The organism is Sphingomonas alba (assembly GCF_023516555.1).
Classification (GTDB): domain Bacteria; phylum Pseudomonadota; class Alphaproteobacteria; order Sphingomonadales; family Sphingomonadaceae; genus Sphingomicrobium; species Sphingomicrobium album.
Map to the genome: position 1 here is coordinate 293551 of NZ_JAMGBD010000002.1, position 25157 is coordinate 318707.

28 protein-coding genes and 1 pseudogene are annotated in these 25157 nt (G+C 60.4%); 5 read left to right on the plus strand and 24 right to left on the minus strand.

Features of this window, described 5'->3' with window-relative positions:
- Nucleotides 1–376 precede the first annotated feature (376 nt).
- The 5 genes from LZ536_RS11230 to LZ536_RS11245 form a co-directional block, all read right to left on the minus strand.
- Nucleotides 377–829 (minus strand): surface-adhesin E family protein, encoded by a 453-nt coding sequence (locus LZ536_RS11230; RefSeq protein ID WP_249848873.1) that lies wholly within the window; start codon nucleotides 827–829, stop codon nucleotides 377–379.
- Nucleotides 826–1143 (minus strand): excalibur calcium-binding domain-containing protein, encoded by a 318-nt coding sequence (locus LZ536_RS13130; RefSeq protein ID WP_348538846.1) that lies wholly within the window; start codon nucleotides 1141–1143, stop codon nucleotides 826–828. Before LZ536_RS13130 ends, LZ536_RS11230 begins: the two co-directional genes overlap by 4 nt.
- 92 nt (nucleotides 1144–1235) lie before the next feature.
- Nucleotides 1236–1583 (minus strand): hypothetical protein, encoded by a 348-nt coding sequence (locus LZ536_RS11240; protein WP_249848874.1) that lies wholly within the window; start codon nucleotides 1581–1583, stop codon nucleotides 1236–1238.
- Between the two features lie 6 nt (nucleotides 1584–1589).
- Nucleotides 1590–2114: a YecR family lipoprotein gene (yecR, locus tag LZ536_RS13180; protein WP_431357944.1), complete on the minus strand. Its 525-nt coding sequence runs from the start codon at nucleotides 2112–2114 to the stop codon at nucleotides 1590–1592.
- Between the two features lie 433 nt (nucleotides 2115–2547).
- Complete coding sequence (locus LZ536_RS11245; RefSeq protein ID WP_249848875.1) at nucleotides 2548–3021, minus strand: hypothetical protein; 474 nt, start codon at nucleotides 3019–3021, stop codon at nucleotides 2548–2550.
- Nucleotides 3022–3728: 707 nt separating this feature from the next.
- Here LZ536_RS11245 and LZ536_RS11250 point away from each other — a divergent pair.
- Complete coding sequence (locus LZ536_RS11250; RefSeq protein ID WP_249848876.1) at nucleotides 3729–4610, plus strand: hypothetical protein; 882 nt, start codon at nucleotides 3729–3731, stop codon at nucleotides 4608–4610.
- A 762-nt stretch (nucleotides 4611–5372) separates the two neighbouring features.
- On the opposite strand, the gene LZ536_RS11255 is transcribed toward LZ536_RS11250, so the two are convergent.
- The 6 genes and pseudogenes from LZ536_RS11255 to LZ536_RS11275 all read right to left on the minus strand — a co-directional run bounded on the left by LZ536_RS11255 (nucleotide 5373) and on the right by LZ536_RS11275 (nucleotide 9996).
- Entirely contained in the window at nucleotides 5373–6698 is a 1326-nt protein-coding gene (locus tag LZ536_RS11255; protein ID WP_249848877.1) for a tyrosine-type recombinase/integrase, read from the minus strand.
- 366 nt (nucleotides 6699–7064) lie between these two features.
- Nucleotides 7065–7310, minus strand: coding sequence for a Crp/Fnr family transcriptional regulator (locus tag LZ536_RS13185; RefSeq protein ID WP_431357945.1), 246 nt, complete (start codon nucleotides 7308–7310; stop codon nucleotides 7065–7067).
- Nucleotides 7261–7617 (minus strand): annotated as a pseudogene (locus tag LZ536_RS13190) (Crp/Fnr family transcriptional regulator); the annotation flags it as partial. The pseudogene LZ536_RS13190 and the gene LZ536_RS13185, both read right to left, overlap by 50 nt.
- Nucleotides 7618–7916: 299 nt before the next feature.
- Nucleotides 7917–8816 (minus strand): universal stress protein, encoded by a 900-nt coding sequence (locus LZ536_RS11265; RefSeq protein ID WP_249848879.1) that lies wholly within the window; start codon nucleotides 8814–8816, stop codon nucleotides 7917–7919.
- A gap of 67 nt (nucleotides 8817–8883) precedes the next feature.
- A complete protein-coding gene (locus LZ536_RS11270) occupies nucleotides 8884–9390 on the minus strand; it encodes a pyridoxamine 5'-phosphate oxidase family protein (RefSeq protein ID WP_249848880.1) in 507 nt (168 codons plus the stop codon).
- Between the two features lie 102 nt (nucleotides 9391–9492).
- Nucleotides 9493–9996, minus strand: coding sequence for an Hsp20/alpha crystallin family protein (locus LZ536_RS11275; RefSeq protein ID WP_249848881.1), 504 nt, complete (start codon nucleotides 9994–9996; stop codon nucleotides 9493–9495).
- Between the two features lie 376 nt (nucleotides 9997–10372).
- Between LZ536_RS11275 and LZ536_RS11280 the strand changes: the two genes are divergently transcribed.
- On the plus strand, nucleotides 10373–10672 hold the full coding sequence (locus LZ536_RS11280) for a hypothetical protein (RefSeq protein WP_249848882.1): 300 nt from the start codon (nucleotides 10373–10375) through the stop codon (nucleotides 10670–10672).
- A gap of 37 nt (nucleotides 10673–10709) precedes the next feature.
- Here LZ536_RS11280 and LZ536_RS11285 read toward each other — a convergent pair whose 3' ends face one another.
- The 4 genes from LZ536_RS11285 to LZ536_RS11300 all read right to left on the minus strand — a co-directional run bounded on the left by LZ536_RS11285 (nucleotide 10710) and on the right by LZ536_RS11300 (nucleotide 13576).
- Nucleotides 10710–11324 (minus strand): response regulator transcription factor, encoded by a 615-nt coding sequence (locus LZ536_RS11285; RefSeq protein ID WP_249848883.1) that lies wholly within the window; start codon nucleotides 11322–11324, stop codon nucleotides 10710–10712.
- On the minus strand, nucleotides 11321–12466 hold the full coding sequence (locus LZ536_RS11290; RefSeq protein WP_249848884.1) for a sensor histidine kinase: 1146 nt from the start codon (nucleotides 12464–12466) through the stop codon (nucleotides 11321–11323). The genes LZ536_RS11285 and LZ536_RS11290 overlap by 4 nt, the downstream gene beginning before the upstream one ends.
- Before the next feature lie 31 nt (nucleotides 12467–12497).
- Nucleotides 12498–12869, minus strand: a complete 372-nt coding sequence (locus tag LZ536_RS11295; RefSeq protein WP_249848885.1) for a hypothetical protein — start codon at nucleotides 12867–12869, stop codon at nucleotides 12498–12500.
- Nucleotides 12870–12970: 101 nt separating this feature from the next.
- Nucleotides 12971–13576: a CC0125/CC1285 family lipoprotein gene (locus LZ536_RS11300; protein ID WP_431357946.1), complete on the minus strand. Its 606-nt coding sequence runs from the start codon at nucleotides 13574–13576 to the stop codon at nucleotides 12971–12973.
- Nucleotides 13577–13840: 264 nt separating this feature from the next.
- Between LZ536_RS11300 and LZ536_RS11305 the strand changes: the two genes are divergently transcribed.
- Entirely contained in the window at nucleotides 13841–14149 is a 309-nt protein-coding gene (locus LZ536_RS11305; protein ID WP_249848887.1) for a hypothetical protein, read from the plus strand.
- Between the two features lie 11 nt (nucleotides 14150–14160).
- On the plus strand, nucleotides 14161–15117 hold the full coding sequence (locus tag LZ536_RS11310; protein ID WP_249848888.1) for a L,D-transpeptidase family protein: 957 nt from the start codon (nucleotides 14161–14163) through the stop codon (nucleotides 15115–15117).
- A gap of 439 nt (nucleotides 15118–15556) precedes the next feature.
- Here the strand turns inward: LZ536_RS11310 and LZ536_RS11315 are convergent, their stop codons facing one another.
- The gene (locus LZ536_RS11315; protein WP_249848889.1) at nucleotides 15557–15883 is read right to left on the minus strand and encodes a TraR/DksA family transcriptional regulator; all 327 of its coding nucleotides are present in this window, start codon (nucleotides 15881–15883) and stop codon (nucleotides 15557–15559) included.
- Complete coding sequence (locus LZ536_RS11320; protein ID WP_249848890.1) at nucleotides 15880–16305, minus strand: GNAT family N-acetyltransferase; 426 nt, start codon at nucleotides 16303–16305, stop codon at nucleotides 15880–15882. The genes LZ536_RS11315 and LZ536_RS11320 overlap by 4 nt, the downstream gene beginning before the upstream one ends.
- 311 nt (nucleotides 16306–16616) lie before the next feature.
- Between LZ536_RS11320 and LZ536_RS11325 the strand changes: the two genes are divergently transcribed.
- Nucleotides 16617–17141, plus strand: a complete 525-nt coding sequence (locus LZ536_RS11325) for a superoxide dismutase family protein (protein ID WP_249848891.1) — start codon at nucleotides 16617–16619, stop codon at nucleotides 17139–17141.
- Between the two features lie 5 nt (nucleotides 17142–17146).
- On the opposite strand, the gene LZ536_RS11330 is transcribed toward LZ536_RS11325, so the two are convergent.
- Genes LZ536_RS11330 through LZ536_RS11360 form a run of 7 tightly spaced genes read right to left on the minus strand, consistent with a single transcriptional unit; the run spans nucleotide 17147 to nucleotide 25108 of the window.
- On the minus strand, nucleotides 17147–17767 hold the full coding sequence (locus LZ536_RS11330; RefSeq protein WP_249848892.1) for a class I SAM-dependent methyltransferase: 621 nt from the start codon (nucleotides 17765–17767) through the stop codon (nucleotides 17147–17149).
- Entirely contained in the window at nucleotides 17767–18417 is a 651-nt protein-coding gene (locus LZ536_RS11335; protein WP_249848893.1) for a tetratricopeptide repeat protein, read from the minus strand. Before LZ536_RS11335 ends, LZ536_RS11330 begins: the two co-directional genes overlap by 1 nt.
- 20 nt (nucleotides 18418–18437) lie before the next feature.
- Nucleotides 18438–19205 (minus strand): SDR family NAD(P)-dependent oxidoreductase, encoded by a 768-nt coding sequence (locus LZ536_RS11340; RefSeq protein WP_249848894.1) that lies wholly within the window; start codon nucleotides 19203–19205, stop codon nucleotides 18438–18440.
- Entirely contained in the window at nucleotides 19195–21276 is a 2082-nt protein-coding gene (locus LZ536_RS11345; RefSeq protein WP_249848895.1) for an AMP-binding protein, read from the minus strand. The genes LZ536_RS11340 and LZ536_RS11345 overlap by 11 nt, the downstream gene beginning before the upstream one ends.
- Entirely contained in the window at nucleotides 21273–21854 is a 582-nt protein-coding gene (locus LZ536_RS11350; RefSeq protein WP_249848896.1) for a thermostable hemolysin, read from the minus strand. Before LZ536_RS11350 ends, LZ536_RS11345 begins: the two co-directional genes overlap by 4 nt.
- 49 nt (nucleotides 21855–21903) lie before the next feature.
- Nucleotides 21904–24276 carry a TonB-dependent receptor gene (locus LZ536_RS11355; RefSeq protein ID WP_249848897.1) on the minus strand — a complete coding sequence of 791 codons (2373 nt, stop codon included), beginning with the start codon at nucleotides 24274–24276 and terminating at the stop codon, nucleotides 21904–21906.
- Nucleotides 24182–25108: a FecR family protein gene (locus LZ536_RS11360; RefSeq protein ID WP_249848898.1), complete on the minus strand. Its 927-nt coding sequence runs from the start codon at nucleotides 25106–25108 to the stop codon at nucleotides 24182–24184. The genes LZ536_RS11355 and LZ536_RS11360 overlap by 95 nt, the downstream gene beginning before the upstream one ends.
- Between the last annotated feature and the right edge of the window lie 49 nt (nucleotides 25109–25157).

A 25157-nucleotide genomic window follows, 5' to 3' on the forward strand; every position in this document is an offset into this window, starting at 1 on the left:
ACGCCGCCTGCACGGACAGCCGCGCAGGATAGGTCGCCGAAAGCTGGCGATGTGCACCATGCAGCAGTGCGCGATCCGCCAGCTGAGCCTTCCGACAAGCAGCGCATCGCGGGTGAGCGCACCTTAATGTGACCCGTCGAAAGTGTGCCTTTTGGACCGCCAAACAGCACTACCAATCGGTTGCGGGCCTCGACGCCTCCAACAGCGGGGCAGGGCTGGTTTGACTTGCAGGTCTCGTCGATCTCACGCGCAGCTACGCCCGCTATCCTGATCCGCGGGCCTTCCGCGCACCAAATCGGGCCGTCACCGTCCCACACGGCTGTCGGAGTGCAGGTGAATGTCTGGCCGGCTGCCACGACTGCGACGGCAAGCAGCATTATTTCGAGAACTTGGTGCAGGCAGCTTTGCGCCAGGATTCCCCGATGCTTCCGGGGACAATTGGGTCGGCAGCAAATGGCCCTTCCGAGCCGACTGTCTCTCCGGATGCCGAATAATAGACACGCCGCTCAACTCGGATTGTGTCGGCCATGCAGTCGATCTCAACCAGCGCCTTGGTCTCGCGATAAGTGACTGTCGAGTTTTTCCGGTGATAACCGCGGATCCACACCCGTGGAAATGCACTGCGGTTTGTCAGCGATCTGTAAAGGTCGTTAGCAAGGATGGCGTAGTCATCACGCGCTCCAACCTTGTTCGTGTTGATCCACAGCTTTCCGTCTAGCGTGATATCCATGCCAAACGGCGCATGATCTGTGGCCCAATCTAAGGGAGGGCCGTCAATAAGCGGCTCGGCTGGCGGCTCGGCAATTAGCATCAATCCTGCCAAAATCATTCGCAGCCAACCCCATCTCCGTCGCGATCCAAGTGACGGCCATAGCCAGGATCGCCCGCCCTGACCGGCGCGGCACCGGCAGCACGCGCTTCGGAGCAATTCCGGAAGGCGCGGCCGGTCGGTCCCGAACTCATGACTTGGGATTGCGCAGATCGATTAGCCGAAGCTCCGCGTTGGCAATGATAGCCGCCATTCTTACGATCATGGTGACAGCCGTTTGCGTCGAGCCCGCCGGGGTGCGCGAAGATCGATGTGGCTGGCACCGCCACAATCAACGCAAACACGCAAAATGCACAAAAGCTCGGCAGCCTCATGACCGCATCCCCCACAACCCGAGCGGCATCGAACAAACGCCCTACCGCTGTCGCTGTCAACCGGGACAAATCATAACCCGGCAGGCGCCAGGTCACTCGTCCTCGCCCTCTTCTCCGTAAGCGGACGCTTCTTCGTCGATCGCTTCACCGTAGGCCTCGCAGCCTTCTTGAAACGACTGACTTTCTCCGCCGCAGTCGGCTGGATCGGTCACCCCATTTTCCTTGGCCCACTCAAATCCGGCATCGTGACCGCTGCAATCGTCAGTGCACAGGCTGGTGTCTCCCACGTCCTCGTAGGATTCAGAGCTCACATCGTCACTTGCGCGGTCGTATGCCTCGTCGAGCCGAGCATCTTCTTCAGCTTCTGTTGGCTCGCTGCTGCCACAACCAAACAACGGAACAGGCAGCGCGAACAGCGCCGCAATTACCAGTACTCGCATGATCACTTATTTGCCCGAAAGACTGCTGCACCTTGGCATGGCATCGCTGACTGCCGGTCGACTTGAAGCGCCGGTGCCGACGTAATCGTCCGGGACATCTAGACAATATCCGGAGAGCGTTTTGGCCCTGACCATATGTACGCCGGAAGCCGCGGCCGGTGCCGCCTGAGTGGGCCCAGCCTGGGCCGCTACCAATGGAGGTGGCGAAACGACCTGAGTGCCGGCGGCTCCCGTGCATTGGTACTCCACGGTCGCAAACCACTGAGTGCAACCGTACGTCGACATCGCTTGGCATTGGCGGGTGACGCCGCCGAACGGCTCAGCACCCCCATAGCCCCACGTTGCGCATCTCTGCTGCGCGGTCACCAAGGCGCTGGCCTGGTCGATCTGAACCTTGTCGAACATGCCGTACTCAAACGAGAGTCTGACTACACCGTCCGCCCGGCTCCCGCCTGTCGCCGTCATCTGTGAAACTGTCGCACAACCCGCAACGCCGACCAAAGCTACGGCGATCAGAACACGCTTCAGCATATGCGCCCCCGTACATATGTTAACCGAGCGGTTATGAACGTAAATTAAATAAACGGATCGTGCAATCGCCGTGGGCAACGGGCCCCCGGCCGGAGCCAAACTGGGCTAGTGGCATGAACGGATCAAAAAACTTGCCGCTCGCAGCGGCCAGCTTAACATTCTTTTTAACGGCAAGCGTGTGTAGCCCTTACGCACCTCAGGATGTTGCGTTGCCTCCAGTCTTATATCCGTCGCCTGTGGTATCATCTGTTCCTAGTTGGCCGCTGCCCTGTTTGCGGTGAGCCGGGGTCGATCGATGAACCCGAACATGAGGAGTGCCGGGCAATCCATGCCATGACGCCTTAGCTTGCTTCGCTTCCAACAGAGTGGCGACGCTGGGTGGAAAGCGGACGTTGCGAAGTTATTCGTCAATGGCTTGCGGGTCGTCCTGTCGTTATCGTCCCGCAGCGTCCTCGGGGACAAGATCATCAAAAACACCGGAAGGCCCTTTTTCGATCATCATCGTATCGTCGACATTCATGACGTTTTCTGCCTGGCCGGCCTCATCGCTGCGGATGAGAGTCCAGAGCCCCACGGCTGCGACCAGCAGGGCGATAGCCGCGCCGATCCAGAACCGGGGACGTCTTCTGATGGCTTGCCTGAACCGTGGGGCAGCTCTTCCGAGCGGCAGGAGGTAGGCCTGGCCATGGGCTTTCCACGTTGATCCGGGGGCGCCTTGGCGGGAACAGAGCAGGGAGAACAGGACGGCGCCAACCAAGGCGATGATCAGCCCCCAAATGAGAGCGTTATCTCGTGCGGCGGTGGCGCGGATCACGCAAGATGCACTGTCGTCGCAGATTTCAATTCGCCGCTCAGCCAGCCACCATGAGAGGGCGACAATCCCAGCCCAGCCCATCAGTGCACGCAACGCTACTCGCCTAACCATGCCTACCCCCCGATAATACGCGCCAGCTATCGCCCGCGTCCCCCGGCCCGATGACAACCGGCAGCAAAGCCGGGCCTGGAACCGAGAAACGCGAAGCTGTGGCCCCGCCGCCTCCGGTCGATTGACGGGGAAGCGGATCAACGGTGCGGACACGGACATGACCGCGATGGTGCCCGGGCCGATCCCCCGGTACTAAGGCCACCGCCCCGGCCGCAACGAAGGTCACGCGTGCTGCGGATGACGGTCAGGACGAATTCCCTGACCCCGTGGCTTTGCTTCACCCACAACGGAGGACGGACGCGCTGCGGTTCCGGCCGGGACGGCTCCCCCGGCTGCGAAGCAAGTACGGACATAAGCGCTCATCCGACCGCCAGAAAGCTTATCATTTGTTGGCGATGTTAATTTGAACGTACCCACCTGTATGAGGCGAAGGTGTCGCCGTTTGCTGGAGGTTTCCCCTATCCTCTCTCCGTTGGGTCCTTCGTTGCACTACTGTGGAGGGCGTGGTTTGTCTGATGCAGCTTTCCGGTGGCGGGTGAATGCGCTTGGGATTCGGAGCGCGCGAGTTGAGGTCACTTCGCCTAACCGGCGATGGCGAGGCTGCTCCGTCTCTGAAGGTGTAGACCTACCAAACCAAGGCGGCGGCAGAAGAGGGGATTGCAAACCTCCCGCGGTAATCCGGCGGCGTCATGTTTGACGACATCCCAGAAGAACTAAACCAGTGGGTTCTAAATGCGCCGGAGGAACTGAGAGAACCTTACGCGTTTGGCAATTTGGCTATCCAGGCTGTAATCGCATTTTACCTAGGCAAGCTACTCGACCGTAAGGCCGCATTTCTCGATTTTCCGGACAATAGCCCGGGCCGGATTCCGTGGCAGCAAACCATACGTCTTACTCAGATAGCGCAGGCCCTATTCGTCCTGCGGCGACAGCCCGGATTTCGCGAGGTTTGCCGCCGCCTCGGGACGCGCGAAGACATGCGATCAGCGGCCTTTGAAGCATTTGCAGCGCAGATGTTTGGAGAGCGGGGATTCAGTGTGATGGCTCGCCCAGAGACAGGGCGGCTGGGTGAGGATTTCGACTTCGCGGTAAGGGCCGACGACGGCATGGAGATCAATGTTGAGGCCACTTCCCTTACCGTGCGCTCATTCAGCGAAGGCACAATCATGTCGGCACTGCGCAAAAAGCGCAGCCAATTGCCTAACGACAAGCCTGCCGTGATTGTGTGCTTTCTGCCCGGCACATGGAGAGAGCAAATCGGAGATCTGGTCGGCGTCCTTACGCCAATCGCGTTGAGGTTTCTTCGAGGGACGAAGCGGATAAATCACCTCGTATTTTGCGAAGACCTAATGTCTCCATTCGAGAAGGGCGGTTCGGCCTCGTTTCACATTATAGGCTTCCGAAATCATTTCGTTCGTTTCGCCGCACCTAGGCTCGATAGGATGATTGTGGAGCGCCTGTGGAATGACAAAGAGGTGACGGAGTTTTTATCTTCGGAAACGCCCGAGGGTTTCAGCGGTTCAAGCGAACTGTTTCATTGGATTGAGTGGTTGAAGTGCCGCTTGGCCTAGCGCTGCGTTAACCGGATGCGAAAAAGGCGGATAACAAAACTTAACTAGGGGTCGGTCTTCAGAAAATGGCGGAAAGTCGCCGTTGCCGCGAGGTTTTGGCAACGGAAAATGGTGGGTGAACGCAGGTGAAAAGCCGATCTCGCTAAGCCATTGTATGACCAGCCTTTTCCGTTGCCGTGGTCATGACCGGCAACGCGGCAACGGGCGGCAACGGGTGGCAACGGAACGGCTAAGCCATTGGAATAATTGGATTTCCCGTTGCCGGTCACGGTTGACCATAATTCCGTTAAGTCATTGAAATCATTACCGTTACCGTTGCCGACTACCCTATAGTAGTAGTTCCAAGGAACAGGGCTTCCTTGGACTACTTACTCTTTAGGTCGGGAGGGCAGCTGGCAACGAACGCGAGCGGGAAGATCTAGGATCGAAAGGGCGCGGTCATGAAGAGAAGTTGGAGGGCGCCAGGCCGGACGGGGAGAGAGCGGAGCGGTCAGCGCGGTTCAGCTAGAGGATGTCGGGGGATCGCCGTGGATCAAGCGGTGAGATACCGATTGATGATATGATGTATCATTTAACATAATACGGCCACCATCGAAGGCATCCTGCGGGAATTACGGTGGGGCTAGAGCGCACCCTACCCGCCTATCTCGATAGCGGTTTAAACGGACTCAGAGGCACCGCAGGACTCAAAGAAAGGGGTGCCCGCTACCCACCTAGCTGACACCCCTAGAAAGCGCTGTACGGGCCTTAAAACGACTCCTTTTAGGTGGCCTTCGCAGCGGTGATAGAGACCACGTTTTCACCTCGGTCTTCCTCAACCATCGGCACGATTGCTTTGCGCGCCACGTCTTCCAGAGCGTGAGCCATGAAGCGGGTATAGTTGCGCTCGATCATTGCGATGCTGGTGTCATGCAGCTGGGCGACCAGGCGCACCGGCAATCCCTCGCGGAGAGCGCGAACGATAGAGCTGTGCCGGAATGAATAGGCGGATACGGAGTCACCCAGTTCTGCGGATTTGACGGCTGCGCGGATCGGGCGGGCCAGCTCTGCGGCGGACTGCCATGCTCCCCGGCTATCGCGCTCCCACGTCGCCGGGCCCGTCTGTTTATGACGCCAGCGCTCTAGCAGCGGCTCGCTCGCCTTGCGGCCCTTGGTGACCGGCAACAGGGCGTCGATGACGTCTTGCCCAACCGGAACGGGGACGCTGGCTCGCTGGGCGCTACCAACGCGGCCCTTGCGGGAAGCTGGCACCATGACGCGAAGCCGCGCGCCCTGAACGTCGCCAACGGTCAGGCGGCGGAGCTGGGCGAAGCGGGCGCCCGTCGCGGCCATAAGTAGGGCCATGCGGTAAAGATCGCCGTCCACGTCGCTGGCGTGGATCGCCTTCAGCAGCTTGCGCGTCTCCTGATCGGTCAGCAGCTTGCTCGCGTCGGCGGCTTCTTCGGCCGGCGCGTGGCTCTCGCCCTTGGGAGAGGCCAAGCCCTCCTTGATGATCAACTTCAGGGCAGCAGTCGGCGCGGATTCATTGAGCGCGGCCTTCAAGTCGTTGGTGACGCGCTGGCGGGTTGCAGGGGCAACGGCTAGCCCGGCGCGCCATTTGCGAAGCTGGGCAGCGGTGAGCGTATGCAGCTCCTTCGCGGCCAGATCAGCGTTGGAAACGACATGGCGGTTGAGCGCGCTGCCACAGCGGGCTTTGATGGGGCGACCCTCCTGCTTGGTGAGCCGCGCGTTCATCGCCTTGATGTAGCGCTCGACCGCATCCTTGACGGTCGACGCTTCGCCGTCGCCCAAGGCGTCGGTCTCGGTCGCCACCTTGTCGAACCAATCTCGGGCGGCGGCCTGCGCCTGGCCGAAGTTGAAAACGTCTGCGCCGTTGGCGTCCAGCGTGTCGTCCGCCGTGCCCAGCCGCTTCTCTCGGTAGCTCCCCGGCTCGCCTGTGCGGGCGAACCATGTGCCGCCGCGCGGTCCCTTGTAATAGCCGATATGGCGGCCTGTCTCGATCGCTCGATAGTAGGGCTTCTTGCGCGGCTCCAATCGCTCCCGCGCTGCACGGCTATCCAGCCGCACATCCTTCACTGTTCTCGCCACCTATTTCGCTCCTTTTCAAACGTCCCCCTCAATTTCCCCAATACCCCTGCGCGAAGGCCGGTGAAGGCAGGCGAATGATTATTGGCAGTTTCTCTAGGGTTTGACGAATGTAGGCGAAGGCTGGTGAATGCACAAAGGCTTATTTATTCCCCCTCTCACGGCGAAAACACGGGTTCGAGTCCCGTAGGGGTCACCAGCAAAATCAACATCTTAAACGCGATCCAAGGCACTTGCCGATCAACTTCGGCAACAGTTCGGCAATAAGCGTGCGCTGTGTTTGAGTTGGAAGCATTCGACCACTTCAAGACTTGTGCGGGCGTACGGCACCGGTCGCCCATGGGCTTTGAGCAGCACGAGAATGCTACCTTAAGTGAGCAGATATGAGCCATCGAACTCGCCAATATCCTCCAATTCTTGAGGGTGTTCGATGCGCAAACGCCGCTGGCCGAGGCTAATGAGACCTTCCTTTCGCATTCGCTGAATGACCCGGTTAGTGTGAACCGGCGTCATTTCGAGCGTGTCGGCCAATTGCTCCTGAGTGAGAGGCAGATCGAACTCTCCATCACCGACAACACCCGCCTGCTGGAGGCGTTGATGCAATTCGCAGATCAAGTGCGCCAGATGCTCGCGCCTTTTCGCGGCGTCCGAGACAGATCAACCATTCGCGAAGAATGGCCTGTTCGCTGAGGGCTAGCCGCAAGAGTCCCACAGCTAAGTCTGAATGAGAAATTATTGCTGATAGAAGCGCTTCGCGGTTCAGGAGGACAACCTCGGAGTCCGTCAGCGCCAGGGCTCTCCCGGCGGACCCGCCATCCAGGTTGGACAGGTCGCAAAAATCTCCGGGCAGCACGAAATCAGTAATTTGCTGCGAGCCGTCCTCGAGGACGGATATCCTCGCGGCCCAGCCGGACGTCAGGAGATGAAGAGCCTGGCTCCGGCTTCACATGCTTGCAATGACCTTACCACGGCCGTAACGGCGCGTGCCCACTTGTGCGTGCTCCAGGGTTGCGCGTGCCGGCCCTCCGAGAACGCTTGCGGGTCCGAGCCTGAGTTGAAGCTGGTGAACCCAATGCTTCGTCATCAGCGGTCCTATCCGGTCCCAAATGAGAGGAAACGGCTCCCCGAGACTTGCGGGGTGGGGAGGTGGTTCGGGAGGTCCCGGAGAGCCTTGGACGAATCATGCAACGTTAGGAGCATCGTCCCAATACGTAGTCGCACTTAGTGCGCGATGACGATCGGCAGAGGCGCCCCCTTGAGCATGGCCCGCGTTACACCGCCGAATAGATATTCACCCGTCCGGCTATGACTGTATCCGCCCATCACGAGATAAGACGCGCCAACGGTTTCCGCTCGCGCGACGAGCATGTCTGGGACCAAGTCGCGATCCATCTTGGGCTCTGATTCAAACGTCAACTCAGCGTGGATGCCGTGGCGGGACAGAAATTCCAGCAAGCGAGTACCAGGAAAGCTCTCCTGCTTTTCTTCCTCGACCTGCAGGATGTGCACTGAGGATGCTTCTCCAAGCATGCCTAAGGTTCCCCTGACCGAGTTCGCCGCCTCATAGCTACCATCCCAAGCAACCAGGGCTGGCCCTGTGGGATCGCATACGGCACTTCCCTTCGGCGAGATAAAGAGCGGCGTCCTCGTTCGGCACATAAGGTCACCAAGCAGCCCGACCGTCGCCCCGGCAAAGTCCGCGTGAAACGGTCGAGACCCCGTTACGACGAGGTCGGCAAGCGCGGCACGCCGAACGATGCCGGTACCGATATTGCCGCGCACATCGTCATAGTCCCAGGTTACGTCTTCGCCGCGCAACTTGTGTTCGATCGCTGCCTGAAGTTCAGCTGAGCCCTCTTCGATGGCTTTCAGGATTTCAGGGACGACGTAGATGCCACCAAAGCTATCGAAGGCTGTGAATCCCTCGAGCGGCGTGACGTGCAAGCAGGAGATATGAGCCGAGAAAGCCCGGGCGAGCGAAAGCGCGTGCTCAAGCCTCTGAGTACAGGATGATTTGTCTTCTATGTGAACTAGGATCGTCTTCGGCGCCGCATTAGAGGCGGTGGTTTTGGTTATGGTCTCCGCTGGACGGTTCACCAAGAGCTGTTCCGGAGCGCTCATCATTTCCTCCTCAAATTTGGGGAAACAATCGCTCCAACCGCCCTTCAGACATAATAAGGAGTTCCACTTAATCGCCGGTGATGGGCAAGTAGCCCCAGTCATTGTCTTTGGCGGCTTCCATGATCGACAAGCCCGGGGTGCTGACCACCAGGTTGTCGGTATGTCCGACCCCCTTCGTAAAATCGAGGATCGAGACATATTTGCACGGGGCCCGCATCATTGCGGCCTTCGCGGCATCCGGAAGATCGAATTCCGAGAGGTTGGGATGACGTTGCATGAGTAACTCCCATGCGCGTTGCCGCTGCTTGGGGTCAGTAACCTCCGAAGCATGAGCGCCGGCGTAGACTGCCTTAATGTTGTGATAGTCATCCGGTTCGGTGGCGACGGCGATCGAGATCCGGTCATCCCGCTGAATATTCGCGAATTTCTGGCTGGCGCGCGAAATCAGGAAATAGAGCAAGACGCCGTCATTCGCGTAGCCGACCACGGTCGTTTGGGGCCACCCGTCCGGCCTCAAGGTGGAAACCGCCATGATCCGGTGAGCGTCGAGGATTTCTGATGCCATTTGTTCCATGATTCTTTCCCAAGGAGGGCTGCGTTCAGGACGGCAAAGAGGAGGGAGCCTTGTCCGGCATCCCTCCTCCGGTGGCGGGCGCGCTGCCCGCGTCCGTGCCGCTTAGCTGTCCTTATGGACCTTGATCCGTCGCGCGGCCTTGGGATCGCCGTTCTTGGCAATGGTGACCTTCAGAACGCCATTCTTGAACCGAGCTTCGATTTTCTGGCCATCAGCGGTCGCGGGCAGCTCGATCATTCGTTCGAACGCGCCATAACTGCGTTCAGACAGACGATAGCCACGCTCATTTTCATCGCGCTCGCTCTGCTTCTCGCCAGCGATGCGGAGAATATTGCCCTCGAAGGTGACCTCAACATTTTCCGGATCAATGCCTGGCAGCTCAGCCGTAATCTTGAAGGCCTTGCCTGTTTCGGTCATCTCAATCGGCGGCACCGCAAGCGTCATGCGCGGCAGGTGAAGACTTGGCATCCGGAACGGAAAGCTCTCGAAGATGTGGTCAACCTCACTGCGCAGCTGATTGAACGGATCAATCAGTTGATCGGTGAAGTCACCAACTGGCCTCTTGGACAGGGACGACTTCTGGGCCTGATCGGTTGTGACGTTCATTGTCCTGCTCCTTCTGATACAGGACTGATGACCCAATCAGATAAAGCTGCGCGATACGCAAATCTCCGGATCAATCTGAACCGAGTTTCCAAGTGCGATTCATATATGTTAAAAATTGCTCGAGCTTCGACTCCGGGGCGGTGGTTGGCCGTGGACAAGTTCATCGCACGCGAAAACGTCAGGCGCTTCAAGGAACAGTTGCGCTTGTCTGATGATGAAGCTCAGAAGGCCACGCTTCGAAAGCTGATCATCGAAGAGGAAGCATAATTGGGGCCTCTCAAGAATGAGATCCCGCAATCAGATGCATCATAAGTAATATTACGCAAAGCCGAACAGCGCCTCCCTGCGGGAAACTGAGCCCGGAAGGAGAATAGCCATGCGCCGCATCAATCCGGGCAAAGCCGCATTATCCGTCGGGGCAGTCGTTGGTTTCTATCATTTGGTCTGGATCGTGCTGGTCGCGACAGGCGCCGCCAAAACCATCATGGATTTCGTCCTGCGCCTTCATTTTATTCAGCTGCAGTATGAGATGCTCCCGTTCAGCCCAATCACCGCGCTTGGCCTGGTCGCCTTAACCTTCTCCGTCGGCGCGTTCTTCGGTCTGATATTCGCCTGTATCTGGAATTGGCTCGGCAATCAGCCCGCTGCCGAAGCTCCGGAACACAGTCGCGCCTGACAGCAAGGCAAGTACGGGCGAAAGGGCTTTATGCGGCTCACTTGTCCTGCGCTGAAAACGCCAGCTTCAACGCCTCTGACAGGCTGCGCACTCCGAGCTTGCTCATGAGATTAGCCCGATGGATTTCAACCGTCCGCGGGCTGATGCCAAGGTCGTAAGCAATCGTCTTGTTCGGTAATCCTTGGGCCAACCCATCAAGGACATCCCTTTCGCGCGGAGTCAGAACTTGCAGGCGCACGGCCGCTTCATCGGCTCGATCACGACGGACATTCGATCGTCCGAGCAGCGCGAAGCCGTCCTCTATGGCAGATATCAAAGCCTCTTTCTCGAAAGGCTTTTCAATGAAGTCGATAGCGCCGGCCTTCATCGCCCGAACAGACAGCGGCACGTCGCCATGGCCTGTCATGATGATAATCGGGTGGCGGACACCCCTATCCTGCAGCGCTTGCTGGATTTCGAGCCCATCCATCCCCGGCATGCGAATATCCAGCAAGATACAACCTGGCTCCAGAGCCTTCACCACTTTCAGAAGCTCAGCGCCGGAAGCATAGGGCTTTACTCTATATCCTGACGTCTTGAGCATGAAGCCGACGGAGCGCCGGACAGATTCATCATCGTCTACTACATGAACGATTTTATTGCTCTCACTCATTGAGCCGCCTCCCCCGACGGTAAGGTGAAGTGGAATGCGGTGCCGCCTTCAGCTTTGTGTTCGAACCAGATTCTGCCACCGTGCGATTCAATGATGGTCCGGCATATCGAAAGGCCAATCCCCATGCCTGTCTGCTTAGTCGTGACGAAAGGCCGGAAGAGCTGATCGGCTACATCTGAGGCGATCCCAGATCCCGTATCCTCGACGCTAAGCGCCACCATATCATCGGGCGCAGGCGCCGAACGAATTGTCAGTGAACGGATCGGGCTGTCCAGCATGGCATCGATTGCGTTGCGAATGAGATTGGTCAGAACCTGCTGGATTTGAATGCGATCGACGAACACCTCGTCTGCGTCTGGGTCGAGTTGCACCGAAACCTCGATGCCGTGTTCGCGGGACCCTACCAGTGCCAGGGCGTTTGCTTCGGTGACGAGACGCGCCAATGATTCCACGCGGCGATCCGCATCTCCGGGCCTCACGAACTCGCGCAATCTGTGAACAATCTGACCAGCGCGGATGGTTTCCTTGGCGGCTTCGTCTACCGCCTCGCGAACGAGCATCAAATTCGGGTCGCTAGTTTCTGGAATCAAATCGCGCGCGGCTTCGCAATAATTGGCGATGGCGGTCAGGGGTTGGTTAAGCTCATGAGCCAGCGATGAGGCTAGCGATGCCATCTCGCTGACGCGGCCGACATGGGCCAATTCCGACTGAAGATCCTGAAGGCGAAGATCGGTCTCCTGGCGATGGGTGATGTCGTGAATGAAGCCGGTGAAAATCCGTCTCTCGCCAAGCCAGGCTTCGCCAATCGAGAGTTCGATCGGAAACGTATAGCCGTCACGGTGCCGCGCAGTGGTCACTCGACCGATCCCGATGATCTTACGGTCGCCGGTTTTGCGGTAGTTCGCGAGATAGGCGTCGTGCCGTTCGCGGTCTGGCGAAGGCATCAACATTGCCACATTCTCTCCGATCACCTCAGCTTCCGCATAGCCGAACATCTTTTCCGCGGCTGCGCTGAACGAGATGATATGACCCGTCTCGTCGATCACCACCATGGCATCCGGAACGGTTGCCAGGATCGATCGTAGGTGCGCCTCCCTCTCTTCCGGAGACACATAACGGGTTTGGTCACGCCGGCTGCTCATTGGCGGAGATTAGCAGCGCCGAGGCGAAAAACTATGATTTGGCTGACGCGGCCCATCCGATGGCACGCATGCTCGCGACGCGAAACTCATTCATTGTGCCATCGGCTTCGGAAACGGCGATTTGACTGTCCAGGCGAAACGGACCGGATTCGATCGCTCCGCAGCTTTCGTTGGCACTGCCTTTCCAGCGAAGTACCCAAAGGCCGTTGTCGTTTTCAACATTCCCGAACTTGTCGGGCTCGGGCGACCAAAACCGCCTAGCGGTGGCGCGCAATGGACTTCGACCCAGCGCTGCGGCATCGATTCGGCCATCGTCGCGGACAGGTACGCGCAAAAGGTAAGCGCGGCTGGCAGAGCCCTGAGGGAAAGTCGCGGTAGGCGCCAGTTCGAGGCGAATGGTCATCCAACTCATTACTCGCTGATATGGGAGACCTGTTCGGCACGCTTATACGCAATGGTACGGATGTAGCGCTAAAGGGTTTGGCAAAGGTCTCGCGCGCTCGGTTACTTTTGCTTTTGATGCGGTAAAACGATGCTCGGCCCGAGGTCCGACATAACCTGCCGAGCGTTGAAAGGATGTCCCTCGCTGGTTGACATCGGCCCCTTCCCGACCACGATTTCGGCAACGGCTTCAAACGATTCGACGGTAGTTACGTCTATCTGGCTTGCCCAGAACGGATCGCCACGCCACGGATACCAATCGTTCCAGCCGTAACCCGGCCGATAGTAGCGCCAATAAGGACGCCAGTACCCATATTGGCCACCATACCATGGCCGATAAAATGGGTCTGGATGGACGTAAGTCTGCACTTCATGCTCGGTTTGTCGATCGACGATTGCGAACCAGTCGTATCCGCTTTGAACCGTCAGCTCCGCCGCCCGGTATAGCATGTAGCCTTCGACCCGATCCCTGGTGGTCAACTCATTGCCGTGAAAGCGAACCAGGAAGCGGTTCTCGGCGAGACGTTGTTCTGAGTAACCGCCATGAATGCCCGCCGTCAGCTCAGGCTCGTAAGGCTGATACGGGGTAGGCGTCATGCATCCCGAAGCGGCAGCCAGGATTGCGAGGGTCAAAAGCGCACGCGACGGATTTCGGAGTCCAGAATGCATGTCTCAACTCCAGCCAGAGACTGAAAACTGTTACTTCGACGCCAAGGCCGTGCGCATACGCAAATACACATAGCGGACTTTTACTTATGGCTCGCGAACGGCCGGAGAGTGACCTTCGCCGCTCATTCAGTCGCTGAGGAGGCAAAGATGAGCGTACGACACGAAGCCGCAGTCCTGAAAAGTGCTCGGGAGCTTACCTCTCCGCCCTTGCGCCGAGCGTGTGATGATCACAGTTTCGAGATGCCGACCGTTATCTAAGGCTTCATGGCGGCCATGTTTTTCGGGTTCGTGACGGTTATGGCGATCGGCTTTGCTCACCCGGAACTCGTCATTCCGATGGCGATCAATTTCATTTTCCTGATAGGCTTCTTCGGCATTCCTGTCCTGTTTGTCATCGGATCCCCGCGCAGACTGGAGCCAGGCGCTCGACGCTGGTCCGAGTTCATGCGGAACGGTCTGATCACTGCGACCGGTCGAACCTCAGGCGGCGAGGCCGTTGTCTTAACCTTGATGCTTCCATTCTTCATCTTTTGCTGGGCAATCGTGGCGGTCATCATTGCGGCTTTGGCCTGAGCGATCTCGCGATGAGAAAGCTTGGCTTTTTGATGGCAGTCGCGCTGGCAACGGCGGCGCAGGCTGAGCGTGTCGAACCTGGCGCGAAATCCGTGGTCGAGACAGTCAAGCACCTAAAGGCTGGGCAATTCGTCTGGGCACCGGGCATCGCCCCAGCCGGGCCTGTGCTCCTGATTGTCAACGTGCAGACGCAGCGCGCCGTCCTCTATCGCAACGGCGTTCCAATCGGCGCGACGACAGTGTCGACGGGCAAGGCGGGCCACAGCACGCCCACGGGCGTTTTCTCAATCCTCCAAAAGCAGGTCGAGCATTATTCATCAAAATACGACAGCGCCCCCATGCCCTACATGCAACGCCTAACCTGGTACGGAGTAGCGCTCCACGCCGGCAAGTTGCCGGGATACCCTGCCTCCCACGGATGCATTCGTCTGCCTGCCGAATTTGCCAAATTACTGTACGGCGTGACGAAGCTCGGCATGACGATTGTCGTGGCCGACAGACCCTCGTCTCCCCGCCTGGCAGTGGAGGCATGGCCGTTGGGTGGCGATGCCTCGCCTAGCAACGATTATCAGTGGCAACCTCAACTGTCCCCTGCAGGCCCGGTCTCAATCATTGTGAGCATTGCCGACAAGAGAGCCGTCGTCCTGCGCAACGGCGTCGAGATCGGATCCGCGGTCGTTACCGTAGATTCCGTTGCTCCGGGGACATGGGCTTATGAGCTCCGATCGGCAGAGGGTCATGAACAATGGATACGCCTCGCGATCGACGGCAACGAAAGCGCCGAGACGGCCGTGCCGAGCGAGGAATGGCAGCGGTTCCACGCTCCGGATGCCTTTAGATCCCTCGTTGCATCGATTGTCGAACCTGGGACCACGGTTGTCGTAACAGGCGACTCCTTGGTCGATGCATCAGCTGGTAGCGTTCAGTCACTCATTGAGTCCGAAGCTGCGGCTAGCCAACAGGAATGAATTAGCGCCTAGTCCCCACCTCTGCGATCACTTCAGCCACGCGGCCGGGACCTTTGAAGACCTTTTGCAGTGAGCCGCCGCGGCCGAAAACGAACACCGCGCCCTCGCTCCGAGTGAAATTGGCTCCTTCCGCCGCGCATCCGGACATTGCGTCCCAAGCTGCACCTGCCTCGTCCCTAACCACGGTGACTGGTGTTGCAGGAACATCTTGCTCTGATTCGACTATGGCAAGCAGCCAGGCGTCATGCTTCGTGACGTCGTCCAAATGTGCTGCGTAAGCCTCCAGTTCGCTCGCCGCCCCTTTTTTATCGCTCGGGGTGAACAATATGACCAACTCGTGCCCGATGAAATCAGCTGGGCTGACCGAGCCCTCTCTCAGTCTCAGTCGCACGTCTGGTATGCAGTGAGGCGCGTCCCCCTTTTCGGGCCAGATCAATATTCATCTGCGCGACTCCTGGTTCGCACATTCGATACAAAGCGAGGTTTCTGGCTTAGCGGCGAGGCGGGCCGCACTAATCGGAGATCGGCACCGAATACAGGTGCCGTAACTACCGTCCGCCATCCGTTGGAGGGCCTGCTTCACTGCAGCGATCTCCTGATCGACGAGCCGCCGTTCGGCATCAAGCGCATCATCGTCTTCGACCTCGATTGCAGCCTCATCGGAGTCCCGGCTCAGAGGCTCTGCGAGGTCCGCTGCAAGACGGGCCCGGCGGCTGTTCAGCTCGACCAACAGGGATTCGAGCTGCGACATTGCATCGGGCTTCATGGCAGGACCTTCGAAAGTACCGTCAGCGTCCCGTCTTCCGGATGCTGGTGAGCCTGAAATCCCAGCTCCTCCTCCAAGGCGATCGCGGGGCGATTATCGCTGCTTTCCACTGCCACGGCTTTACCGAACCCCAGCGCCGCTGCCTGTTCACAACAATGGTCGAGCATCGACCAGCCGATGCCCTGCCCCTTCAAATCGGACCGAACCAGCACGGCAATTTCGGCCTCATCCTGTGCCGGCGCACCGGCGATCATGCCTGTCGCCGCCAGACTTCCGTCGGCAGCATCAAAGGCGAGAAGACTTTCGACGCTTCCCGTAGCCGCTGCGATGGTCCTGTCTGCCAGCGGCCGATCCGGTTTGACGGAACTCAGAAAGCGAAAGCGAAGGTCAGTCGGCGTTACCCGGCGGTAGAAGCGACCCAAGGCTTCTTCATCACCTTTTCCTGCCGACCTCACGTTTAGCCTCCGGCCAGCCCTTGTCTTCAGTTGTGCGCTCCACTCGGGGAGCATCTTGGGTGATTGAATCGGTCCCTGTGACATCGGTCGCGTCCAAAGAATATTCCAAGGCTGGAGAATGGCGTGGCGGTCGGAGAATTGGACTACGCAAAGATCCTTAGCCAAAACGGGACATTAGACCGACAGGTGCGGGCGGAGTCCTTGGCCCAGCCGCGCTGAGGTCTCAGCCAGCGCGCGGCGTCATTGTGGGCATAGGGAAACGTCGGGAGGAAAACATCATGAGAAGACTGGTTGGTATTTCGCTCATCCTTGCGTCGCAGGGGCCTGCAATCCTTGCCCAACCGCCTGCAGTGTCAAGCTATGACATTGTCACGGACGGCGGGCGCAAGGCTGGAACGGTGAGCCTGACCGAAGCGCCGAAGGGCCTCCTCATCCGTGTCGAAGCGGCAGGCCTGACGCCGGGCTGGCATGGAATGCACATCCATTCCGTGGCGACCTGCGCCGATCCAGGGTTCAAGGCTTCCGGCGGCCATGTCCATGACGCGTCATCCACATCGGTCCACGGCCTTTTGAACGCCAATGAAACTGACCTCGGCGATTTGCCCAATATTTATGCCGGCCCTGACGGAAAGGCTGCAGCCGAGGTGCTGGCGCCCAACGTCTCGCTCGGTACCGCGGACGGCCGGTTGAACTTGCTGGACACCGACGGCTCGGCGCTCGTCATCCATGCCTCGCCCGACGACCATAGCAGTCAGCCGATCGGCGGTGCCGGCGCGCGCGTTGCCTGCGCGGCAATCAAATAAGCCCTCTAAAGCCGAACGACCGCCAGCAGGCCCTCGATCTCGCCGGGCAGAATGAGCGCGTCGATCTCAAAGTCGGCGCGACCGAGGCCGCTTTCCCTCAATTCGGATTCAAGATCCTGCCGGCTGAAATGTCGATGGGTGGCGGATCCCGCAAAGCGCCATTTCGCCATCGATTCCGCAGCGGTCACATAAATACCGAGCGACGCGCCCGGCCGAGCAACGCGGCGGCATTGGTCGATGAACGAAGGGACGTCTCGGCAGAAATAGAGGATATTCGAGGCCAACAGGCGATCGAACGAATTCGGCTCGTACGGCAGGTTCATCATGTCGCCCTGGACCAGGCTTGCGCGACCTTCGCGAAGCGGCCGGCGCAAGGCCTTGCCCGCAATGCTGAGCATCGTCGCCGACCGGTCCAATCCGCTCCGGTAAGCCGCTTGCGGTACGGCGGCCAGGGCTGTGCCGTCGCCGCAGCCGATATCGAGGACGCGATGCGTGGAATCGATTTGCAGCGCTCCAACCAATGCTTCGGTCGGTACCTTGTTGGCGACCCGCATGATGGCGCCGACCAGCCGCCCGCCGACCCCCGACGGATTTGCAAGTTGCCGGCCGACAGCGGTCCAGCTCATCAGAGCTTGGCGAGAAGCGCTTTGACCTCGGCGCGGCGGCCCGCGTCCCACACTGGCCGGTCCGGGTTGGCCGGAGCCTGGAGCGCACGCTGCAGATATTGCTTCGCGGCGGCCTTGTGCCCTTCCTGGGAGAGGAAGTCGCCAAAGAAGAAATTGTTATCGAGCCCGCGCGGGTCTTCCGCCAGCGCCTCCTGGAAATAACGCTGGGCCTTGGCAGTGCTGCCGAACCCGATCGGCCAGCCGGGCACCTTGTAATAGAGGACGCCGAGGCTCATCGCCGCGCCACCATCCGCGACCTTGGGATTGATCGCATATGCCTGGGCAAGGATGTCGCGGGCTCGGGTCGCAAGCCCCAGTTGCTTCAATGTCGAGGCCCGTGCTGCCTCCTCGCTGACGACAATGCCTTCCCAAAGCAGGGGCTCCGCCTTGCCGGGATATTTCACGGTGACCTGGTGCGCTTCCTTCTCCAACGCCGCGAGCTGGTTATACTGCGCATTCTTGTCGCGCACCTGGTAGCGGATGTGCGCCCATCCATTGTTGATGCGCATGACGTCGCCGGCCATCGCCGAGCTATCCGCGGCGGCGGCGGGGGCCGCCAGCGCGGCGAGCGCGATTCCAATGAGGGTCATTCGCATGTAGCCAAGTGGCATTTGACTTTCCTTTTCGTGGCTTAGTTCGGGAAGAGAGCCTGCGCCTTGGCGACGGTACCCTTGAGGCCGGCGTCGACGAGGCGCGGGAAGGCTCCGTTGAGGCGGGTGTAAAAGCGCTCGGCGATTCCAAGCGTCACTTCTTTGCGCCGCTCGATGATGGCCCTGGCAATGCGGTGCGCGACGACAGCAGGTTCGTCAGGGCGCATCTTCGCAATATCGAGAAAGCGATTGACCTCCGCGTCGTTGAACGCGGTGCGGACGGCCCGCGGGGCGATGTACGTGATGGCGATCCCCGACTTGTCCAGCTCCCGCCTCAGCGCGTCGGACAGGCCGCGAAGACCCGCCTTGCTGCTCGAATAAGCGGCGAAATAGGGGTAGTTCACCGCGCCCAGCACGGAACCGATATTGACGATCTGCCCGGCGCCGCGGGCCTGCATCTGCGGCAGGACGCAGCGGGTTAGCGTCGCCGGGGCAATCAGGTTGACCGCGTAGCATGTCCAGATCTGCTCCGGCCCCTGCCGGTCGAACGGGCCGAAATGCTGCATGCCCGCCAGGTTCACGAGGATGTCTACGTGCCTTTGCGCAATCCGGCTGTTGAGAGCCTTGAGCCCTTCCTGTGAGGCTAGGTCGGCGACAATCGTTTCGTCTGCTTCGGAACAATCGACTCTGTCGACGCCGACAACGGTCGCCCCCGCCGCGCGCAGTTCGTGGCAAAGCAGGCTGCCGATCCCCCCGGCTGCGCCGGTGAGAACCACGGTCTTGCCTTTGAGCCGTCCCTCAAGCCGCATTGAGCACGCCCTCAAGTTCGATGGCGCCGAACATTCCGCCGAACAGGCCGAACATGTCTTTTGCCATGGCGACGATCGCCGCCTGATCGTCGGGATTCTCGATCCGGTTCATAAGGCCTTCGAAAAACTTCATATGGTCCTGGTCGAGCGCCCCGTGCGAATTGAGGTAGCGGAACGCCGTCTTGGGGAGATCGAGGCGCTGCTGGACGGCCGCGGCGCCGTTCGAAGCCATGGCGACGCTCGTGCCTTCGAGCACAAAGACCATGCCGAAAAACGCCGCCGGGTTGCCGTGGCGAATGGTCTGATAGGCGTGCTCCACCATGGCCTTGGTCGCCGGCGCCGGGCTGCTCGTTTCGGCCGCCGCCCGATCGCCACCGGCCGCCGCGATATCATCGAGGATCCATTCCTCGTGCCCGGTCTCCTCGAGGATGTAATCGTCGAGAGCTTCGACCAGCATGTCATTGCCGCGCTCAGCAAGGCGGGTGCGCGCCTCGGCCATCAGCGGCACGGTGTGGCGGACATGGTGAAAGGCCTGGGTGAGATAGGCGATATAGTCGCGGCGGCTGATCTGACCGGTCAGGCCGGCGATCAGCTGCGGCGTCATTGCGAAGCGCGCTTGCTCGCTGCGCGTTTCGGCCACCAGCCGGTCGAAGAACAGGCCCGTGGTTCGTCCCGAATAGGCATTGTCGATCGTCTCGCGGCGCAGGCGGCCGTTGCCGGTCAGCTGCCCATTTACGGGTGTGAAAGGGGGCACAAGCCGAGTGCGGCCGATACGGGCATAGGGCGGTAGCAGTGCATTGACGTTCAGCACCGCCCGATCAACGTCTGCCGAGGGGCTGGCAGGGACAATCAGGGCCTCCACGGTCGCTTCGCCATCGCCGCGCACCATGGCCTGGGCAATCTCCGGATGAGCGACGAGTAGGCCTTCCAGCCACTCCGGCGCAATGTTGCGGCCGAAGCTGGTGATGATTAGGTTCGATTTGCGCCCCTCGATCCAGAGCATACCTTCGTCGTCGAACCGGGCGATGTCGCCGGTGTGGAAAGGGCCAGGCTTTCGCGGATCGTTGACCAGGCCGAGGAAGAGCGGCCCGTCGATGACGATCTCGCCGTCGGCGGCAAGGGAAACGCGGTGCCCGCCGATCGAACGCCCGACGCTGCCGGACGAAGGCCCGCGGCCGTCCTCAAGCGTTATCACCGACCCCGCTTCGGTCATGCCGTAGCCCTGTCGGACAGGCAATTCGACCTCCGTCGCTCGCTTCAGCAGCGATGGCGAGACGCTGGCGCCGCCGACCGCGACCAGGTTCAACCGGGGCAGGCGGATGGAACTGTGCTCCATCGCAGCCACGAGTGATCCGAGATATTCGGGAGCGAGTATCAGGGACGTCACTCGCTCCCTGGCGACAGTTTTCAGCAACTGCGCCCCATCCGGTCGCAACGGGTCGGCGAGGCCTACCTCGCTGCTCGCGAATGGCAAATACGTGCCCCCGGCGAGCAGGGAAGCGAACAGGCCCGCGACCTGCTCGAGCAGGATGCCGAAGGGAAGTACCGCAAGATGGCGGCCGGCCAAGTCCCGCCCAAGGAAATTGCAGACGGCAACCGCCACCGCGACCAGGTGGTCGCGGGACAGGCAGACCCCCTTCGGCTCGCTGGTTGATCCGCTGCTGAAGCTGATGAGTGCGGTCCCGGCGGGCAAGTGCGCCGGGTCGGTCCGAACAGGCTCGGCATTGAACTGGACGAAGTCGCCACCGAGCAGGCAGCTGTCGATGACGTGTGAAGCTCCAGCGTCAGCGAGGACGGCCTTGCGCTGGGCTTCATTGAAGAACGGCGACAACGGAATGACGGGAACGCCCGCTTCCATGAAAGCGACGAGCAGCAGCGCGCTGGCAATCGAATGGTCGAGCTCCAGTGCAACGGGACGCTGTACCTGGAACGCCCGCTCGATCCGCAACATGGTTTTCGTAATCGCGCTTGCCGCCTCATCCCAGGTGAGGCTCTGTCCGCCGTCATCGAAGCCCGCATTCGAGCGGCCGGATGCGGCATGGGCGCGAACAGCGTCCAGCAACCCAGTCACGCGCAAAGCCCCGGCATTCCCTTGTCGAACCCGCTGAGCTTAGGCAGCGCTGGCGCGATCATGCCGGCGCACACGCGCGGCCGAAGTTCGTAGTAGCGGCCCCAATCCTTGCCGCCGTCGGGGAGTCGCGCAGGATCGGCATCGCCCAAGTCAACGATCCTGACGCCAAGTCTTTCGAACATGGCCCTCAGGGGCGCCGTAAGCACGGCCACGGCGACATCAGCGATGCCATCGAGTTCTCGAGCGGTGCGCGCCCATAAGGCCAGTGTTGCGCGGCTGCGGTTGGAGGCATGCGCGCCGATCTCGACGATCCGGTCACGCGCGAAACGAGTGCCGAGCGCTTTCTCGACGACTATCTCAATGGGGGCATCCAGATAGTCTTCGAGAAACAGGCGCTCGGCGGCGGCGATACGGAAGCCGAGCGCCGCGCTGGGGGCAATGTCGCCATCGGAACTGACGGCGCAAAAATGGGGGTAGGAGATGGAAGGTATGGCGCCGTGCACTTCGCCATAGCGCTGTTCGATCAACCGCTGGATGTTCGCGAATTGCACAGAGGACTCCCGCTCGTTCAGGAGCAAGACGTCGGGAGCGTGGCCAAACCTCAGTCCGAGGGGGAACTTTTCGAGGTCAGAAGGTCCGGCCGATGTTTATGCCGATGGTGCGTGGCCGCTCGGGCGTGCGCTGCGCATCGTCGCGGATCCGGTAGGGGTTGCCGAAGGCGAAACTGTCGGCAGTCGAATTACCAAGATTGTCCGCGACAAGTCCGATCGACCACAATCCATTGCTAAGTAAAAGCGAGGCATCGAACGTGGCGTGGCCGCGCGTTCGCCTGTCGAGGGTTGGATCGAAGCTTAAGTGCGTGGCGCCTTCATAGTCGACGCCTACGGCCGCCCGGCCGTTCCAGCCAGCGAACATGAACTCTTTCGCGATTTTCAGTCGCGCAGCCGTTTGCGGAACGACGGGAAGTCGTTTGTCATCGACCTCGGCCCCGGGTGTCTCATCCTGAAGTCGCGAGGACTGGAGAAGGAAGCCGAAATTGACGGTTGTCGACGCAGTAGGCAGCCAGCTTAGCTTGCCTTCGATTCCGTAATTCAAGGCATCACCCGCATTTCTTGTTGCGACGAGGCCGTCGCCCAGCAGCTCGTCCGCCTGGACATGCTTCCATTGGGTGGCAAAAGCAGTGGTGCTGATTGCCAGTATACCGTCCACCGTGACGTGGGTGCCAAGCTCAATGCTGGCCAGTTCGTCCGCTTCGTATTTCTGCTGGGTGGCTTCGGGTTGAACGTTGATCCCGCCCGGCCGGTATGCCGTCGATGCGCGTGCAAAGATCGCGGTGCCGGGTGCCGCCTGCCAATTCACCGCTGCGCTTGCCGAGCCGCGGACGATGGTCTTGCCTTCCAGCGTGTCGTCTCCGCCGTACCGCCCTTCGTCCTCGATGCGGCTTGAAAAGAGCCGGCCGCCGGCCCCGATCGCCAGCCTCGAGTTGATTTTGTACGTGCCCTCTCCGAACAGCGCCGTTTCCATCACCGACCTGCTGAAAGACAATCGATCGACTTTGGTGGAAGCATCCTCGGCGGACACCTTTGAATCGGTCGAAGCCTTGATCAATGACACGCCGGCGATCCAGTCGAACGATCGTGCGGCGGGATTTCGGAGCCGTACTTCCTGGTCGAACACGGTGTAGCGGCGGTCGTCCGTGACTTTTGTCACACCGCTCGTGCCGAGCAGGCCGGCAAGAGGCGTCGCATCATAAGCGGCAACCGCCTCCTGCTTGCTGAGGCTGGTTACTGAAGTCAGCTCAAGGCCAGCTACGGGCCCGCTCACGGTAAACATGGCCAAGGTGGCATCGAGATCGCCCGCTTCGCGAAGACGGCCCGGACGTTTCAGCGGGCCAAGATCGCCGTCGACGTATTGGCTGTCGCCCGCGCCGCGCGACTGGACCGCACCACCAATGTCGACAGTCCAGCGGCTTGGCGCGAACTTGAAGTTTAGCCGCCCACCCGCAAGGCGTTCGCGATTACCGTCGCCTTTTCCGCCAACATTGTCGATCCAGCCCGCCCGGTCGACGCGGTAAGTTACTGCGCGCATCGCGCTCTTTCCGTCGGCCAGCGGAACGTTCAGGACCAGGCTCTGGCTATTGGTCAGGTCGCCGTCCCGGGTGATGGCGACCCCGGCGTTCGCGGACAGTGACGTTTCGACAAGATCGGGCTGTCGGGTGACGATCTTGACGATCCCGCCGATTGCGCCCGTTCCGTACAGAGGCCCTTGCGGCCCTTCGAGTACCTCTACCCGGTCGATATCGACCAGCGCCCAGTCGGGATCGGGCGCGTCATAGGTCAAGCGAGCCTCGTCCATCAGGATCGCGACGCTGCTCTGGTTGTATCCGCCCAGCGGCCCGTCGCCGATGCCACGAAGGAACAGGCGGTTGCGACCGGCGCCGACGTCACTGGTGCTCAGAGACGGCAGCTCCCGGTCGAGAGTATCGCTACCGCCAATGCCACTTGCGGATTGAAGGTCGTCGGGTTTGATGATGGCGATAGTTGCCGGGAGCGAAAACAACGAGGCGCGCCGCTTGAGCGCAGTGACGACAATGTGCGCCGCTTCCATGTTTGTATCGCGCGGTGATGGAGGCTCCAGCCTTTCAGCCTTAGGCACGCGCTCGAGCCGAAAGCTCGATTGGCCCGTCGCGATCGCCCGGTAACCACTGCCTGCAAGCATTTGGCTCAATGCTTCGGCGGCACTTCGCGCGCCGTGTACGGCCTTCGTCCTTATGTTGGGAAGGCTACCCGCAAATCCGACTGAAACGCCGGTTTGGGACGAGAGCGACCGGAGGGACTGCGCCAGCGTGCCGGCAGGAATGACGATCGAATAGGCCGCTATCGCCGGCTGTGGCCAGGCGAGGACGCTAACGGCGACGAGGCTCCAGGCGAACGCCGCCGTCCACCGGCCGCGCGTCGAGAGCCATGATTTGGGCGAGATTGCGGGCGGCTGTGTCGCCATTGTCAATTGCAATCACTCCACTGAAGGGCTGGCCACTCACTGCCGGATCCGCTGTAACGCTCCTGCCGGAATACCGGGAGATATCACGCACGACCAGCGACAGCGGCGCATTCTCGAACTGGAGCTTGCCGTTGCGCCAGGATGCGACATCGGCGGGTCTCATCTGGGTCAGACGGATCGTCTGTTCGTCGGCTTTGATCCCGTGCCCCGCCGTCAGCACAATTGCTCGATCGAGCCGGTCGGAGGAGACTGACAGCCTGCCATCCTCCACATCGACGCTGACCGACCCGGCTTCATTGGCAACCGCGAAACGGGTGCCGACGTCAGAAATGGTAAAGCTGCCCGCGCGGACGGCCAACTCCCGGCCCGGCTTGTGCGGGACGTCGAAATAGGCCGTACCTTCAAGTGCGAGTTGGGGGCCGCTGACTGTCAGTCGGCTGTCCGGGGCCAGCGCGACGCGGGTTCCGTCGGCAAGTGCAACCTCTCGGGAATGGCCGACGGCCGACCGATATTCCTGAATCTGCGATCCGCGCTCAACGGGCTGCATGACGACGACGAGCGCGAGGGCCGCCGCGACCGCGCCGCCGAGGCCGGCCCAGCGGCCCCAACGTGGGCCATCGTCGTTGGCAGGCGGACTGATATTGGAAAAGCCTGCTTCCAAATCCTTCCCATGGAAATCGAGATCGGAGTCGAGCGCGCATAATCCGTCGTAAGCCTGCCGATGACGCGGATCAGCCTCGAGCCAGGCCGTGAAACCTTCCCAATCCATGGCGTCATCCTGCTGGCGAACGAACCAGCCGGAGGCCTCGTCGAGGATCCGATCTTCAGTCATAGCCCTGAGCCCGCGACCCAGGTCGCGGCCTTTCCCTGTTGCCGGATAG

Bases quoted from the DNA above. Each gene is read 5' to 3' on its own strand.
- LZ536_RS11230 (WP_249848873.1), bottom strand. From the start codon at position 829: ATGATTTTGGCAGGATTGATGCTAATTGCCGAGCCGCCAGCCGAGCCG.
- LZ536_RS13130 (WP_348538846.1), bottom strand. From the start codon at position 1,143: ATGAGGCTGCCGAGCTTTTGTGCATTTTGCGTGTTTGCGTTGATTGTG.
- LZ536_RS11240 (WP_249848874.1), bottom strand. From the start codon at position 1,583: ATGCGAGTACTGGTAATTGCGGCGCTGTTCGCGCTGCCTGTTCCGTTG.
- yecR (WP_431357944.1), bottom strand. From the start codon at position 2,114: ATGCTGAAGCGTGTTCTGATCGCCGTAGCTTTGGTCGGCGTTGCGGGT.
- LZ536_RS11250 (WP_249848876.1), top strand. From the start codon at position 3,729: ATGTTTGACGACATCCCAGAAGAACTAAACCAGTGGGTTCTAAATGCG.
- LZ536_RS11265 (WP_249848879.1), bottom strand. From the start codon at position 8,816: ATGAGCGCTCCGGAACAGCTCTTGGTGAACCGTCCAGCGGAGACCATA.
- LZ536_RS11270 (WP_249848880.1), bottom strand. From the start codon at position 9,390: ATGGAACAAATGGCATCAGAAATCCTCGACGCTCACCGGATCATGGCG.
- LZ536_RS11275 (WP_249848881.1), bottom strand. From the start codon at position 9,996: ATGAACGTCACAACCGATCAGGCCCAGAAGTCGTCCCTGTCCAAGAGG.
- LZ536_RS11280 (WP_249848882.1), top strand. From the start codon at position 10,373: ATGCGCCGCATCAATCCGGGCAAAGCCGCATTATCCGTCGGGGCAGTC.
- LZ536_RS11285 (WP_249848883.1), bottom strand. From the start codon at position 11,324: ATGAGTGAGAGCAATAAAATCGTTCATGTAGTAGACGATGATGAATCT.
- LZ536_RS11290 (WP_249848884.1), bottom strand. From the start codon at position 12,466: ATGAGCAGCCGGCGTGACCAAACCCGTTATGTGTCTCCGGAAGAGAGG.
- LZ536_RS11295 (WP_249848885.1), bottom strand. From the start codon at position 12,869: ATGACCATTCGCCTCGAACTGGCGCCTACCGCGACTTTCCCTCAGGGC.
- LZ536_RS11300 (WP_431357946.1), bottom strand. From the start codon at position 13,576: ATGCATTCTGGACTCCGAAATCCGTCGCGTGCGCTTTTGACCCTCGCA.
- LZ536_RS11305 (WP_249848887.1), top strand. From the start codon at position 13,841: ATGGCGGCCATGTTTTTCGGGTTCGTGACGGTTATGGCGATCGGCTTT.
- LZ536_RS11310 (WP_249848888.1), top strand. From the start codon at position 14,161: ATGAGAAAGCTTGGCTTTTTGATGGCAGTCGCGCTGGCAACGGCGGCG.
- LZ536_RS11315 (WP_249848889.1), bottom strand. From the start codon at position 15,883: ATGAAGCCCGATGCAATGTCGCAGCTCGAATCCCTGTTGGTCGAGCTG.
- LZ536_RS11325 (WP_249848891.1), top strand. From the start codon at position 16,617: ATGAGAAGACTGGTTGGTATTTCGCTCATCCTTGCGTCGCAGGGGCCT.
- LZ536_RS11330 (WP_249848892.1), bottom strand. From the start codon at position 17,767: ATGAGCTGGACCGCTGTCGGCCGGCAACTTGCAAATCCGTCGGGGGTC.
- LZ536_RS11335 (WP_249848893.1), bottom strand. From the start codon at position 18,417: ATGCCACTTGGCTACATGCGAATGACCCTCATTGGAATCGCGCTCGCC.
- LZ536_RS11340 (WP_249848894.1), bottom strand. From the start codon at position 19,205: ATGCGGCTTGAGGGACGGCTCAAAGGCAAGACCGTGGTTCTCACCGGC.
- LZ536_RS11355 (WP_249848897.1), bottom strand. From the start codon at position 24,276: ATGGCGACACAGCCGCCCGCAATCTCGCCCAAATCATGGCTCTCGACG.
- LZ536_RS11360 (WP_249848898.1), bottom strand. From the start codon at position 25,108: ATGACTGAAGATCGGATCCTCGACGAGGCCTCCGGCTGGTTCGTTCGC.